This is a genomic window from Neptunitalea chrysea (assembly GCF_027924145.1).
Taxonomy (GTDB): Bacteria; Bacteroidota; Bacteroidia; order Flavobacteriales; family Flavobacteriaceae; genus Neptunitalea; species Neptunitalea chrysea.
The window spans coordinates 1-17156 of record NZ_BRVP01000008.1 but is presented as its reverse complement, the minus strand read 5'-3'; the positions used below and the strand labels follow the sequence as shown (position 1 = coordinate 17156).

Sequence of the window (17156 nt, the reverse complement as noted above, 5' to 3'; positions counted from 1 at the left end):
AGCTTAAAAATATTGAACACTATAGTGATTGGTCTACTTTAATTTGTTGAGGCGGAGGCTACAATGGAGAATTTAACAGAAAATAAAAAGCCCCGAAGATAGTCGAGGCGCTAAATGTTTTCACAACGGAATAATCCTTATTGTGAATTGCTTTCAAAATTGTATAGTAAAGATATAAAAAATTAGTTAACTATCATTACGGTTTCCCATAAATATGAATATATATTAATTATTATATTTAAAATCGTTAGATAAATTTGATTAAAAAATGGAGGTAAAAAAGATATTAGGTTTAGACCTTGGTACTAATTCTATAGGTTGGTCTTTGATTGAACAAGATTTTGAAAATAAGCAAGGAAATATTTTGGGTATGGGAAGTAGAATTATCCCAATGAGTCAAGATATTTTAGGAGACTTTGGGAAAGGAAATTCCATTTCTCAAACTGCTGAAAGAACGGGTTATAGAGGCGTAAGGAGGTTACGAGAAAGGCAACTTCTTCGTAGAGAACGATTGCACCGAGTTCTTAATAGTCTAGACTTTCTTCCTAAACATTATGCTACACAAATTGATTTTGAAAAACGTTTCGGACAATTTTTAAAAGGAACTGAGCCTAAATTAGCATGGAAAGAAAATGATGAAGGTAAGCTTGTATTTTTGTTTCGGAATTCTTTTGCCGAAATGGTAGCCGATTTTAAGGCAAACGGACATGGTGTTAAAATTCCTTACGACTGGACTATTTACTATTTACGTAAAAAAGCATTGTCGCATAAAATTGATAAAGAAGAATTAGCTTGGATTATCCTTAATTTTAATCAGAAGCGAGGGTATTATCAATTACGTGGCGAAGAGGAAGAAGAGAATCCTAATAAACTAGTAGAATTTTATTCTCTAAAAGTTATTGATGTAAGAGCAGATGAAGAACCAAATAGAAAAGGAGAAATATGGTATTCATTAACTTTAGAAAATGGTTGGGTCTATAGAAGATCTAGTAAAACCGATTTATCTGATTGGAAAGATAAGATTAAAGATTTTATTGTAACAACTGATATAAATGATGATGGATCTGTAAAAATTAATAAAGAAGGTGAAGAAAAAAGAAGTTTTAGAGCACCAAAAGAAGATGATTGGACTTTAATTAAAAAGAAAACTGAACAGGATATACATCAATCTGATACCACTGTTGGAGTATATATTTACAAGAATTTATTAAACAACCCTAAACAAAAAATAAAGGGACAGTTAGTAAGAACTATTGAGCGTAAGTTTTATAAATATGAATTAAATCGAATTCTACAAAAGCAAATAGAACTACAACCCGAATTATTTACTAATGACTTATACAGTGATTGTATACGTGAATTGTATAGAAGCAATGAAGCACATCAATTACAATTAAGTAAACGCGATTTTATTCATTTGTTTTTAAATGATATTATCTTCTATCAACGCCCATTAAAAAGTCAAAAATCATCTATTGGAAACTGTTCATTAGAATTTAGAACTTATACAGATAAAGATGGAAGCGAACAAGTATTATACCTAAAAGCTATTCCAAAATCGAATCCTTATTATCAGGAATTTAGGGTTTGGCAGTGGTTGTATAACTTGAAAATTTATGCCAAAGAAGACGATAAAGATGTAACAATTCAATTTATTAAAGGGGCTGAAGATTTAGAAAATGTTTTTGAGTTTTTGATGAACCAAAAAGAGGTTGGTCATATAGATGTTCTTACTTATTTTATTGAACCAATAGTAAGAGAAAAGTTTCCTAATGCAAAAGCCAGAGCTTTAAAAACAGAAATACTAAAAGAAATAGGAAAATATCGTTGGAACTACATATATGATGCTGAAAAAGATGAATCTAAAAAATACCCGATGAATGAGACTGGGTATGAGATTAGGAGAAGATTAAGTAAAGTAGAAAATGTTTCAGAACATTTCCTTATACGTGAAGTAGAACAGCATTTATGGCATATCATTTATTCGGTTACCGATAAAATTGAATTTGAAAAAGCATTGAAATCTTTTGCTAATAAATATAATTTAGACGAAGTTTCCTTTACAGAAAATTTTATAAAGTTTAAACCTTTTGATAGTGATTATGGTAGGTATTCTGAGAAAGCAATAAAAAAACTATTGCCGTTAATGAGAATTGGGAAATACTGGAATTGGGATATTATTGACAAGGAAACAAAAAAGCGGATTGATAAAATTATTAGTGGAGAGTTTGATGAAGAAATTAAAAATAGAGTAAGAGAAAAGGCAATTGGTTTAACAAAAGAAAATCATTTTCAGGGATTACAATTATGGCTAGCTCAATACATTGTTTATGACCGCCATTCAGAAGCCAATCTAGCAGAAAAATGGAATTCTGTTGCAGATTTGGAGAACTACTTAGCATATTTTAAACAGCACTCTTTAAGAAATCCTATTGTAGAGCAAGTTGTAACGGAAACACTTAGAGTTGTAAAAGATATATGGAAGCAATACGGTAACGGTGTAAAGGATTATTTTGATGAAATTCATATTGAACTAGGCAGAGATATGAAAAATCCGGCAGATAAACGTAAAAGTTTATCTAGTAAAATTACAGAAAATGAGAATACTAATTTGCGCATTAAAACGATGCTTGCCGAATTGATAAATGACAAATCAGTAGAAAGTGTAAGGCCATATTCGCCCATGCAGCAAGAGGCATTAAAGATATATGAAGACGGAGTGCTTAATTCTGGTATAGAAATTCCTGCTGAAATTGAAAAGATTAGTAGAAGTCCACAACCTACAAAGTCAGAAATTCAACGCTATAAACTTTGGTTAGAGCAGAAATATAGATCACCCTATACAGGAGAGATTATTCCATTGGGTAAATTATTTACTGCTGCTTATCAAATAGAACATATCATTCCTCAAAGTAGGTATTTTGATGATAGTTTTAGTAACAAAGTGATATGTGAAGCAGAGGTGAATAGTTTGAAAGATAAACAACTTGGTTTAGAGTTTATTAAAAACCATTACGGGCAAAAAGTTACTACGAGTTTGGGTGAAAGAGAAATTTTATTGGAAGAAGCATATATAACATTTGTTAAAGAAAATTATTCTAAAAATAGAGCTAAGAAAAATAAGCTGTTGCTAGAAGAAATTCCTGAAAAGATGATTGAACGGCAATTGAATGACACTCGTTACATTAGCAAATTTATATCTGGCTTATTGTCTAATATTGTTAGAACTGAAAAAGATGACGAAGGCATAAACTCTAAAAAAGTTGTTCCGGTTAACGGTAAAATAACAACTAGATTAAAACAAGATTGGGGATTAAATGATAAATGGAATGAATTGATTTTACCTCGGTTTGAGAGAATGAATGAATTAACAAATAGTAATGATTTTACTTCTTGGAATAAAAATCATCAGAAATTTTTACCTACTGTGCCTTTAGAGCTATCAAAAGGTTTTAATAAAAAACGAATAGACCACCGTCACCATGCTTTAGATGCCTTGGTTATTGCCTGTGCTACCAAAGACCATGTTAATTTATTAAACAATGAATATGCAAAATCAACCAATCAAAGGTATGATTTAAAACACAAGCTAATGAACAAAGAAAAATGGCAGGATAATACAGGGAACTTTAGAGATAGGTTTAAAACTTTTAAAAAGCCTTGGAGTCATTTTACTGTTGATGCAAAAAATGAGCTAGAGGAAATTGTAGTAAGTTTTAAGCAGAATCTTCGGGTAATTAATAAGGCTACCAATTATTATGAAAAAATTGAAAACGGAAAAAAAATAATGGTTAAGCAGAAAGGTACTAACTGGGCTATAAGAAAACCAATGCACAAAGAAACAGTATCAGGGTTGGTTAATTTACCGAGAATAAAAGTACCTAAAGGAAAAATTCTTACTGCTACCAGGAAAAATATAGACGCTACTTTTACCACTAATAGTATAGGAAATATAACTGATACAGGGATACAAAAAATATTAATTAATCATCTGAAAAATTATGATGAACCTAGTATTGAACTAAAAGAAGATAGTATTTCTGAAGTAATTTCAAAAAGAAAAGAACTGATTAAAAAGAAGGTACTGGCAGAACATCCAGAATTGGCATTCTCAGCAGAGGGTATTGAAGATATGAATAAAAATATTATTCAGTATAATGATGGAAAATTACACGAACCAATACTAAAAGTTAGAGTTTTTGAGGCAGGTAGCAAATTCAAGGTTGGCTATAAGGGTAATAAAAAAGATAAATATGTTGAAGCTGCTAAAGGAACTAACTTATTTTTTGGATTGTATTGGGATGAAAAAAAACAAAAACGAGTTTACAATACAATACCTTTAAACATAGTTATAGAAAGACAGAAACAAGGGCTAAGCTCAGTACCAGAAATAGATGAAAAAGGTAGCAAATTATTATTTCACCTTTCACCTAATGATTTGGTATATGTACCTACAAAAGATGAACAGATAAATAATATCGAGATTGATTTTAATGACTTAAAAAAAAAACAAATAAAAGAGATTTTTAAGGTAGTAAGTTTTACAGGTAGTAGGCTATATTGTATTCCTTATTATGTTTCAGATGTAATTGTAAATAAGATTGAATTTACTCAGTTAAATAAAATTGAGCTTACAAAAGAAAAAGAGTTTGTAGTCAAACTTAGTGTCGATAGATTGGGTAACACTTCAAAAACCTGATTATGATAAAACGAACTCTCTTTTTTGGTAATCCTGCCTACCTAAGTACTAAAAACGAACAACTGGTAGTCAATTTTCCAGAGGAAGAAAAGCTTCCCGCTACTGTTCCTATAGAAGATTTAGGATTTGTTGTATTAGAACACCCGCAAATTACCATTACTAATGGTTTAATGGCTAAGTTGGTTCAAAATAAAACAGCGGTAATAGGTTGCGATAGACAACATTTGCCTTGCAGTTTCTTACAACCATTAACAGGCCATAGTGAGCAAACCGAGCGGTTTCGGTACCAATTAAACGCAAGTATACCATTAAAAAAGAATTTATGGCAACAAACCATAGCGGCTAAAATAAGTAATCAGGCGGCTCATTTAATTGAGCGTGGTTATAACGCTAAAAAATTGCAGCGTTGGGCAAACGAAGTAAGAAGTGGTGATGCTGAAAACCATGAGGCAATAGCAGCTGCTTATTATTTTCAGCACTTATTTTCACATTTACCGGAGTTTAGTAGAAACCAAAAAGGAGTAGCTCCTAATAATTTATTAAATTACGGATATGCCATTTTGCGAGCTGTTACTGCAAGAGCTTTAGTAAGTACCGGCTTATTACCCTCGGTGGGTATTTTTCATAAAAACAAATACAATGCGTTTGCTTTAGCAGACGATATTATGGAACCTTATAGAATTTATGTAGATGCGTTGGTATATGAAATAGAAAAGAGTGGAGAAGAGGTTGAAGAATTATCTAAAACAATAAAAACAGATTTATTAAGTATACCAGCTATAGATGTAGTAATTGACGGTAAAAAAAGCCCCTTAATGGTAGCTATGAGCAGAACTACCAATTCGTTATACGAATGCTTTTTAGGAAGTAGTAGGAAAATTTTATATCCTACTTATTCAGAATATTCTTAAACATAAGGCATGCTGTTTTAAATTAGATTAACAAAGTAAGCATGGTTTAATTTAATTATGAATGAAAGTTTTTTATCAAGGTTAAACCAATACCGGTGTATGTGGGTACTTGTATTTTTTGATTTACCAACGGAAACAAGCACAGATAGAAAGCGTGCTACCCGATTTAGAAAAGACTTATTAGACGATGGTTTTAATATGTTTCAGTTTTCTATTTATATACGTTTTTGTGCCAGTAGAGCAAATGCAGAGGTACATACAAAACGTGTAAAAAGGGCATTGCCAAAACATGGTAAAGTAGGAGTAATGCAAATAACCGATAAACAATTTGGAATGATGGAGTTATTTCATTGTCAAAAAGAAGTAGAAAAGGAAACTCCTAATCAACAATTAGAACTTTTTTAAGGGCAATAGGAATTGAAAAATCTTTAATTTGTAAGTAGAGATTGCTAAAAAGTACTTCATTTTTCAATCCTAATTATCAGGGTATTCATCAGAATACCAGTGTGTTATGGGTGGTATCCTGTGAATCCTGATATAAAAGTACAATTTTGAAAGCAATTCACAACAATTTAGCTTGTTGCAATAAGCTAGCGTTGCCTGTGAATCCTGATATAAAAGTACAATTTTGAAAGCAATTCACAACACGCCCATGCAATTGTACAATAATATTGTTCCTGTGAATCCTGATATAAAAGTACAATTTTGAAAGCAATTCACAACCTTTATTTGGTACTCTTTTTTTATTTTTTTCCTGTGAATCCTGATATAAAAGTACAATTTTGAAAGCAATTCACAACATCCTTTATCTCTTCTTCATAAGCTATGTCCCTGTGAATCCTGATATAAAAGTACAATTTTGAAAGCAATTCACAACCAACCCCACTAATGGCGATGCGGTGAAACCTGTGAATCCTGATATAAAAGTACAATTTTGAAAGCAATTCACAACCGAGTACTTATATAAGTACTCTTTATAAACCTGTTAATCCTGATATAAAAGTACAATTTTGAAAGCAATTCACAACCTCAATCTCGTCTAGCAGACTGTCTAACGACCTGTGAATCCTGATATAAAAGTACAATTTTGAAAGCAATTCACAACCCAATGTAGAGGCAGAATATTCCGGTGGGGCCTGTGAATCCTGATATAAAAGTACAATTTTGAAAGCAATTCACAACAAAACCGTAAAGTAGAACTTCTCATTGAGCCCTGTGAATCCTGATATAAAAGTACAATTTTGAAAGCAATTCACAACTCTGTATTTCATCAAGCTCATCATTAGCCTCCTGTGAATCCTGATATAAAAGTACAATTTTGAAAGCAATTCACAACTGTGCTGCATTTACCTACATTTAAAAGTAACCTGTGAATCCTGATATAAAAGTACAATTTTGAAAGCAATTCACAACAATCTCTTATGGGATTTAAATGAGTCAGACCCTGTGAATCCTGATATAAAAGTACAATTTTGAAAGCAATTCACAACTACACTTATAAACTTGCGTAACTGCAAGTTCCTGTGAATCCTGATATAAAAGTACAATTTTGAAAGCAATTCACAACTGGTATGTTATGCCATTTATCATCATCAAGCCTGTGAATCCTGATATAAAAGTACAATAAAGTTGAATCCTTTTTTTAAATTTCATTCTTAATAAGAATTAATTTACTGTAAACTAATTTAATGACTCTTCAAATACAGATTATTACTTGTAAATACGTAATTTATAATAATACAAACAACTACTATGAATATTAATATAAATACGTTTTTGTTTTTGGGCCTTTGTAATAATCAGGGCAACCATCACAATCTTTTGTAAGGTTAAACATGTAAATTAACGATAATTCATGAATGCCACCACTTTGTCCCATACCGTTTACAATAACATCGTAGCTATAGCCTACCTTAAAATGGTCATATTCAAACCCTAAATAAGGATTTAAAGAGGTGACAATAGGAGCATTTTCTGTATTGCTATTAGGGTTTGTAGCCAGCACCAAACCGGCATAAACGGGGTCAAATCTCAAACCCATTCCCAAATCTAATCGGTTATATTCTCCTTGTTGCATAAAATTAGCCGAGAGTAATAGTTTTGTATCGTAGGGAATAAATCGAGGTTGGTCCTGAAATTCAAAGGTGTAACTTGCCATTACCGAAAAGAACATATCTAAATAGGTATTTCCGTAATTTGTAAAAGAAATTTGAGGTCGGTTGAGGTGCTTTACAGAAAGTCCAAACCAAAATTGTTCATTATTGATAATGGCTCCTGCGCTAATATCAAAATACCCAACATTTTCATTTAGTAGCAAAGGATCAATAGAAAAATCATTTATTGTACCCGTATCAATATTAAATTGATCTCCTAAAACATGATTTTGAAAACCATAGTTTTTAGTGCCATATCCTACCTCTAAACCAGGATGAAAGTACCAATTTCTTGATAATTGTACTCTATACGAATAGGCAAGATTTACTTGTAATAAACGATAATGTGAGAATGATTCTATTTGGCTTAAAACATTTACTCCAATTCCGCTATTCATAGCTTCAGAAAAGGTATTGTAAAAGGCATAGTCACTATTAATAGGTATTTTTGAGTTTGGCCATTGATACCTGTGTAAAAGTCCTACACTAGAAGACTCTTGTAATGCGGTAGCTCCAGGGTTTAGTGTTTGAGGTACCATATAATATTCTGTGAATATGGGGTCTTGTGCGTAGGTTATGAGACAGGTAAAAAGGGTTATAATGAGACTATAATTTTTCATAAATACGAGGTTGAGGTTGTTTATTTAAATAAGGTAAAGGCTCCTTCATAGTTAATAGACTTACCAGTAAAGGTTTCTCCGGTAATATGATAGTAGTAGTTACCGTTTTCAGCATTGGTATTGGTTAAAGTGCCATCCCATCCTTTAATAGTTTCTCCTTTTTCATAGTAAATGAGGCTTCCCCAAGTATCAAATATTTTTAATTCAAGATAAGTTACTCCCATATAAGCAGGAACAAAGTAATCATTCACTCCATCTCCATTTGGGGTAAAACCGGTTGGAATCATCACTCGGTAACCTTCTGTAACAACAATGGTGTACGTATAAATAGATTGACAACCATAGTTATAATTAATAGTAAGTGTAACTACATAGGTGCCAGGAGTACTATATGTGTGTTGCCCAGTGATGGAAGTAGCGTAGGTTCCATCTCCGTAGTTCCATGCAACACTTACAAAATCTCCAGTCGAATAATTTTCAAAAGTTATTGGATCTTCAATACTAAAAACTTCATTTGTTAGGTATGTATATGATGTTGGAAAAAAATATGCCTCGCCAATATCATAAGTAGTAGTGGTAAAAGTGTTTGTTACACTACATCCGTATCCGTCGGTAACAGTAACCAATACGGTACCATTGTTTAAAGAAGTACTCATATATTCGTTGTTAGCGCCTGACACTTGTCCGCTGCTCCATGAGAATGTATAAGGAGGAACGCCGCCTACGGCACTTGCCGTATATTGATGATATACGTGCTTTGTATCACAATCTACAATTTCATCATCGGTTATATCTATTACTAATGGAGAAGGCCTGCTAACAGTGTAAGCTCCATTGGCAGAACAACCATTTGCATCGGTAACCACTACACTATAGTTTCCGTTGGTAATATTTATTAAATCTTCATTTGTTGTACCGTTTGACCAGTCATAAGTATAAGGAGGCATACCACCACTAACAATTAAATCTACCATACCACTAAATGAATTTGTACAATCTAAAGCATCTGTAACATTAGCGGTAATTACTAATGGATCAGGTTCGGTTATGGTAAAAGTTTGGTTAATTACACAAGGTTTAGCATCTGTAATGGTTACGGTATAGGTTCCTGGAGGAAGGTTATTTCTGGTAGTACCAGAGGTAGAACCATCACTCCAAACCAAGGTTACAGGAGCTTGCCCGCCTACTAGATTTAAGGCAATACTTCCATCATTAGCCCCATAACAAGAAATTTGTTCTACTACCGGAGTAATATCAAAAATAGGTGCTTGCGGTATGGTAACTGTAATGGTTTGCACACAATTGCTGGCGTCTGTAACAGTAATAAGGTAATCGTCTGCGCCCAGATTATCTTGGTAGGTACCTGAAGCAAAGTTGGCCCAAGTAACCACATAAGGAGGGTTACCTCCTGTAATATCTAAAGATATGGTGGCATCATCTGCTCCGTAGCAGCTAATAGGCGTTGTGCTAGGAGTTATAATAATTTCCGGTTGTTGCGTAAGAGTAACACTTAAATTTATCTGACAACCATTGGCGTCATAGCCAATTAAATCATACGTTCCTGCTACAATATTTGTTAAATCCTCATTAGAGGAAGTAAATCCATTAGGGCCAGTCCAGTTGTAAGTATATAATCCATTTGTATCAGGAGTACCCCCAATAAGCGTTACATCTATAGAGCCTGTAGCATCTCCGTAGCAAATAACATCTATATGGCTTTCTGTAATGCTTAGAGGAGTAGGCTCAGTGAGTACAAAATTTTGTGATGCTGTAGCACATCCGTTGCTATCTGTAATAAATACTTCGTAAGTTCCAACAGGAAGATTAGTTAAGTCTTCAGTAGTAGCTGTAAAACCACCAGATCCTGTCCAAGTGTACGTGTAAACTCCGGTACCTCCGGTTGGAGTAATATCAATGGTTCCACTAGTACCATCATTACAAGCAACTTCATATCCATTATAATTTGAAACAATGCCTGTAAAAGTTACTACATCAGGTTCTGTAATTGTATAGGTAGCGCTTATAGTACAATCCCCTGTACTATCAATCACGTCAATAGTGTAAGAACCAGGGGAAAGGTTGGTAATATCTTCCTGTGTAGAAGTAAAACCATTTGGTCCTGACCATGTATAATTGTATCCTGAATATCCTCCTGTAACGGTAATATCAATAGCAGCATCTTGTGCTCCGTTACAACTGGTACTAAATCCGTTAAAGTCTGTAATGGTTTCAGTTATAGCCAAAGGAGCCGACGGCTGTGTAACATCAATTGCAGTAATATATTTTATGGTACCGTTAGCATCTGTTACGCTTACTGAATAGGTGTTTGCAAATAAATTGTCAAAAACATAATTTTCTACCATGGTATCGGTTACGCTTTCTACAATATTTCCATTTGAGTCATAAAGTGCATAATCAAATGGGCCAATTGAAACTTGGGTAATAGTAACTTCAATACTTCCGGTATTAGCACCATAGCAATTAACATTTATATGATTTGCTATAATTTCTTCAATAACTAAAGGTAATGGTTCTGTAAGTGTAAATGTAAGTACAATATCTGTACACAATCCATCACTTATAGTAACTGTATAATCCCCAGGACCTAAATTACTAATGTTTTGTGCTGTAGCAGTATATCCTCCGGGTCCCGTCCAGGAGAATGTATAGTTACCTGTACCTCCTGTAGGTGTAAGGGTAATAGTCCCGTCATTTGCGCCGGAAGAACTTATAGCAAAACCATTGTAATCTGAAACTACAGATGAAACATCAAATACGGGATTTACATTTACTGAGAGTTCAAAGGTATCACCCTCACAATTTCCATCAGGAGAAATAGGAGTAATAATGTATGTTGCTGTTTGTTGCGTACTTAAAGAGTTTGATAAAGTTCCTGTAATGATAGTAGCATTCGTTCCTGAGGTTCCTCCTGAAACAAATCCAGTAGGAGCATCCCAACTATAAACAGTACCTGTTGGTAAGATGGTAGCTACTGTAGCAGGATCGAAAGAAAAGCTCTCCCCACTACATAGGTCTATTGTTGTATTTGGGATTTCGGCTTCAGGATAAATGGTTACTGTAACATCAAAAGGAACTCCTGTACATCCGCCATATTCAGGAGTAATTGTATACGTTGCAGTTACTGTACTATTGGTTGTGTTAATAAGCGTTTCGTTTAATGATGTTTGTGGGCTAGTAGTAGCAGTTCCTCCTGTAAAACCAATTCCTGTGGGAGCACTCCATGTAAAAGTTGTTCCTGTAGGGATATTGTTATTTCCTCCATTTGCAGGTATAAAATCTAAAGGAGAAGCACTACAGGTTGTTATGGTTTGCGGATCGTTTACATAAGGAACCGGCGTTACAATAATTGAATAGGTTGATGAAGCCCCGGGACAAGCTGTTGCATCATTGGTGATGGCAGTTGCTATATAAGTAACGGTAATTGGAGCATTTGTACTATTTACTAAAGTTTGAGTGGGGATTGTAGTAGTTCCACTTGTGGTTGCACCGGTAATACCTAATGGTATTGTTGCTGTCCAGCTAATCGTTGTATTTGGCGTGGTGCTTGATAAGGTTACGGAATTACTGGTAGTACCTGAACATATGGTTTGATCTGGAATTGAAAATTCTGCCAAAGGAGCCGGATTGATGGTGATAGTGAAGGATATTGGAGAGCCTATACATCCATTTAATTCTGGTGTTACGGTAATAGTTGCCGTGGCTGCTGTTGTGCCATTATTAGTTGCTGTAAAATCGGGTGTCATGTTTGTGCCACTATCTGATAAACCAATAGAAGGCATATTATTAGTCCAGTTATACGTTGTTCCGGGAACAGTACCAGTAAATGTGGTTGCGGAAATCAAATCTCCATTACATACCGTTATATCCGTAATAGGATCAACAGTTGGCATTGGACTTACTACAACATCTAATGTAAAATCATTTCCTATACAGTTGTTATACATAGGAGTAACGGTATATGTAATAGTAATAGAGTTTGAGGTAGTATTTGATAAGGTGCCTGTAATAGTGTCTCCTGATCCATCACTTAATCCTGAAATACCTGTAATAGGAGTAGGGGCAGTCCAACTATACGTTGTATTTACGGGAACACTACCATCTATTACATCTACTGGTTGAACTATAAATGTATCTCCACTACAAATACCTGTACTTAAGTTAGAAATTTCTGGAACCGGAGTTATGGTTACTTCAAAATTAAAAGGAGTTCCTGTACAGGTTTCTGTTCCATTTGTCAATGTAGGAGTAACTAAATAAGTCGCCGTTTGTTCAGTATTCGTAGGGTTTTCTAAGGTACCGTTTATAGAGGTAGCATTTGTGCCTGTGGTACCTCCCGTAATGCCTCCGGTAACGGTAGGCGCATCCCAAGTATAGGTAGTTCCTGTTGGTATACTATTTCCACCACCCGATACCGGATTATAATCAAATGCAATTTCAGAGCATTCAGTGATTTGAATATTATTAAGTTGAGGTTTGGGATTGACAGTTATTGAAACCGTAAATGTAGCTCCTGTACATCCGTTATTCACAGGAGTAACGGTGTATGTAGAAACTACTGGAGCATCTGTTGTGTTAACAAGTTGTTGACTAATTACATCAACAGGAGTATTTTGTTGGCTACCTCCTGTAAATCCAGTACCACTTGGAGTGGTCCAAGTGTATTGTGTGTCGGTAGGAATGGTATTTCCACTACCATTTTGAGGAGAAATTGAAAAGGTATCTTCACTACAAATGGTTTGTACTTCACTTGATATAATTACTGGAGTTTGATAAATAGTAATTTCAGCTACATCTGAAACTAAAGTATTACATCCACCTGAAGGGAAGGTGAGAATTACATAATAATATAACGTACCAAGTGTGGCAGGAGGAGTATAAGAACTTGCTGTTGCACCATTAACTGCTGTACCTCCGCTGGTAGCATTAGAAGTGTTGCTATACCATTGATAGGTAGGGGTACCTGTTCCGTTTTGGTAGTTTACCGAAAAAGTATTTGGAGTATCTCCTTCACAAATAACTTGTGATGTAGGTTGTTGAATAATTGTTGGTGCTGCAATTATTTCAATTACAGCAATATCACTTACATCATAACATCCTGCACCATTTGCCGATACAATACAATAATAATATAACGTTCCCACTGCATTAGTTTCTGGAGTGTAAGTAGCTAATGTTGCTCCAGAAATAGCGGTTCCACTTGTGGTGTTATTTGAAGAATTGCTGTACCATTGGTATGTATAGGTACTACCATCAGTGGTAATACTAAGATCTATTGGAGTACCCCCTTCACACAATGTTTGTGAAAGTTCTGGTTGTGCAGTAATAGATGGAGGCGTAGTTAATGAAACAGATACTACATTTGTTATATCACTACAGGTAACACCATTTAGTGTACTAGTGTCGATTCGTTGATACCATGTGTTTTGAGTAAGAGCAGGGGGGGAGTACGTTTCAGAGGTAGCCCCTATAATATCTGTAAAGTTCACATTATCATAAGAGCTTTGCCATTGATAACTTACAGTACCTGTGGCTATAGCTGAAGTAATTGTTTGTAGTGTATTTGGTGTACCGCCGCTACAAATGGTTTGATCTGCTTCTATTTGTCCGGGTTGAACACTGTTTACATATATGGTAATAACACTATTTTCTTCGGTACAATCTACACCATTTAAACTGCTGGTTACAATTCTTTTATAATAGGTTGTTTCTGTTAGGGAAGGTGGAGCATACGTTGCTGATGTAGCCCCAGAAATGTTTGTAAAATTACTATTATCGGCAGAATTTAGCCATTGGTATGTTAATGTACCTTCTCCTGTAGCTGATAGGGTTTCTACTAGGGTACTTGGAGTTTCTCCACTACAAATTGTCTGATCTGAACTCAGATTTCCTGCGTCCAGACCATTACGATAAATAGTAACATCACTAGAGCCAGAGCAGTTTCCGTTAGAAACCATGAGGTTATAGGTAGTGGTAGTACTTGGGTTTGCAATAGGTGTAGCTGTATTAGGATTTGATAGTCCGGTTGTAGGAGACCATGAATAAGAAAAATTGGAATCAGTACCCCCTGATCCTGATCCGGTAAGTTGTACAGTTTCTGAGTTACATAAAGTAACATCACTACCTGCATCTGCTAGAACTTCTGGAGTTACTGTAAAATCTTTGGTTGCTGTTGTGGTACCACATTCATTAGTAACTTCAAGTGTTACGGTATAATTCCCGGGCGTACTATAAAGTATATTGGTCGGAGTTTCATCTGTTGAAGTACTTGGAGAGCCTCCGGGGAAACTCCATAAATAGGTAGGTGTTTGTAATCCGCAATTGGTAACGGTAGCGGCAGGGTCTAATGTAGCGGATGATCCCCCACAAACATCCGGAATATTATTTATAACCACTTCGGGTGTAGTACTTACCGTTACGATTTCGGTATATGATGCATTTCCGCAAGAGCTAGAAGCTGTTAATGTAACCTCGTATTCTCCTGGGTTTGGAAAATGAAATGATGGATTTTCGTCTGTATGGGTGCTTCCGTTAGAAAAATAGTTATAACTACTTCCTGGTGAATTACCACAAGCTGTGTTATTAAAGGAAACCGACCAATTATAAGATACGCTACACGAGTTTGCACTTGAGGTGGTATTACTTACTTGGGTATCTAGAGAATTACATCCTTCAGTAGAACTTAATGTGAAAGAGGTGGTTGGGGCACTGTCTTCAATACAAATGTCTTTGGTAAAAGTACTTGTGCCACAGGAATTAGTAGTACTTAATGATACTGTATAGGTGCCGGGAGACGAAAAAACGTGAGTTGCATTGGTGGCAGAGGTACCAGAGGAACTAAAGGTATTATTACTCCCTGATGAGGGATCACCAAAATCCCATTCGGCACTCATATGGGTAGAACAAGTACTTCCCACAAAGCCCTGTTCTGTAGTATTCGTAAATGTAACTGTTGTACCTACACATGCGGAGGCAGGAGCTGTAAACTCTGCTTCTGGCTGAATTCTAATTTGAATATTACCCGCGGTGTAAGGCGTTCCGTCACAGGCATTAGTTACTGTTAAAGTAGCTGTAAACGTTGGATCAGGACAAGAGGAGGTAGTGTAAAGGTGATTAATGGTTTCTACATCTCCTGTAGTATTTAAGGGATGTTGTAGCGTTATAGACTCACCATCACCAAAATCGATAGTATATTCTGTTCCAGGTGAGTTGTATTCCCAATTACTTATGGTAAACGGAACTGTTTCGGGAGCACACAGCCCTGTGGTATTTCCTAAAGTTCCTAAACTTCCTGCTGGGTTTGTTTGGTTAGCAACTACATAGGTTTTAGAACTATTACATCCATTACTTCCATAAGCTGTAATGGTAAGATCAAAGGCTCCAAGTTGCGTATAGGTATGTGTTAATGGAAAATCTGTATAGGATAAATTGGTTACGCTAGAAGTGCCATCTCCCCAATTTAAAGTGTAGCTGCTAGTACAACTACTACTATTAGATATATTATTAACATTTATGGTATAGTTAGGGTTACTAGGTGTTGGATTGTTATCACAATTTCTAAAAGGATCCCAAGGCACATCGGCGTCTTCAATATCTACATGAGGTCTTTTTAGTACTGATATAGTAGTAGTACCAGATCCAACAGTACCAATACCGTCCGTAACCGTAAGTTGAACCGTATATGTTTGACTTCCACATCCGTTAGTTGGAGAAAAAGAATGTGCGGGACTTGTTTGGGTAGAAGTATCTCCGTCTCCAAAATCCCAAAGATATGAGTAGGTTCCAGTTCCCCCAGTAACTGTTGCATTAAAACTAATACTTGTACCTGAACATTGATCCTGAATTGGAGAGTTTACAGAAACAACAACAAGTGAATCAAATAAAATGGTTTTAAGCTCGTATTCAGTTAAAAGTAGTTTTTCTTTAATATTATAGTTATTATTTGCAGTTATAGGGGGGGTATCTGTTATTTTAATAAAATTGTAGCACCAACTAATAACAATACAACATAGAATAGCAGCTGATAAGACTATCAGGTTATGGGGTTTTCTCATACTTTTTTAGTTTTATTTATAAACGTACACTTAGTTTATTATAAAGGGGCTTAAAAATATGTTAAGTATATGGAAGCTAAAATACTTATTTATAAGTATATTTTACGGTTTATAATAATGAAAGTTAGATTTTTATCTCGTTATTTATTAATTTTTTTAAGTATGAAATTATTGTTTTTTTATTATTAAAGGTTTATTAACGTTTAAATAATAAAAAAGAACTTTTTTATATATAGATTTAAAATTAAGCTTGAAGCAGACTTTTTATTTTGAATCTAGTTAATTTCTAATTTTCTTTCTTTTGTGAAGTAGGTTATGTAATGTTTTCTAGATTGTTTAAATAGCCAATTTATACTGTTGAAATGCAAAAAGAGTATAAAAAATAATTAAGACGTATTGGAAACTTTTGAATTATAAAAGAATGTAGCCTAATGCTATAATTACATTTTCATTTGTATATGTTTATCGGAAAAACTATTTCTTTTTAGTTAGCACATTTTATAGTCATCAAAAATCATAGAGAAACCATAGATAACCGAATCATGTACAAGTTAGAAGATTGGCGTAAAGACCTGTGAATCCTGATATAAAAGTACAATTCTTAAGGTTACAATTTAAAAGCTGTCAAGAATCTTGGAGTTTAATATGATAATATATGTATAATAACCCTTTCCTTTGTATCAAAACAAACCATTCTATAG

General features: G+C 34.5%; 5 protein-coding genes and 1 CRISPR repeat array. Of the genes, 3 read left to right on the top strand and 2 right to left on the bottom strand.

Features of this window, described 5'->3' with window-relative positions; translation table 11 throughout:
• The first annotated feature begins 268 nt into the window (after positions 1–268).
• The 3 genes from cas9 (at position 269) to cas2 (ending at position 6015) form a co-directional block, all read left to right on the top strand.
• Positions 269–4699, top strand: a complete 4431-nt coding sequence (gene cas9, locus NBRC110019_RS07000) for a type II CRISPR RNA-guided endonuclease Cas9 (RefSeq protein WP_281753568.1) — start codon at positions 269–271, stop codon at positions 4697–4699.
• A 2-nt stretch (positions 4700–4701) separates the two neighbouring features.
• A complete protein-coding gene (cas1, locus tag NBRC110019_RS06995; protein WP_281753567.1) occupies positions 4702–5610 on the top strand; it encodes a type II CRISPR-associated endonuclease Cas1 in 909 nt (302 codons plus the stop codon).
• 99 nt (positions 5611–5709) lie between these two features.
• Entirely contained in the window at positions 5710–6015 is a 306-nt protein-coding gene (gene cas2 / locus NBRC110019_RS06990; protein ID WP_281753565.1) for a CRISPR-associated endonuclease Cas2, read from the top strand.
• Between the two features lie 117 nt (positions 6016–6132).
• A CRISPR array of direct repeats spans positions 6133–7177; the repeat unit is 47 nt; unit sequence CCTGTGAATCCTGATATAAAAGTACAATTTTGAAAGCAATTCACAAC.
• Positions 7178–7369: 192 nt separating this feature from the next.
• On the opposite strand, the gene NBRC110019_RS06985 is transcribed toward cas2, so the two are convergent.
• Positions 7370–8383, bottom strand: a complete 1014-nt coding sequence (locus NBRC110019_RS06985) for a PorP/SprF family type IX secretion system membrane protein (RefSeq protein ID WP_281753564.1) — start codon at positions 8381–8383, stop codon at positions 7370–7372.
• A gap of 20 nt (positions 8384–8403) precedes the next feature.
• Positions 8404–16455 carry a DUF8696 domain-containing protein gene (locus NBRC110019_RS06980; RefSeq protein ID WP_281753563.1) on the bottom strand — a complete coding sequence of 2684 codons (8052 nt, stop codon included), beginning with the start codon at positions 16453–16455 and terminating at the stop codon, positions 8404–8406.
• Positions 16456–17156 lie beyond the last annotated feature (701 nt).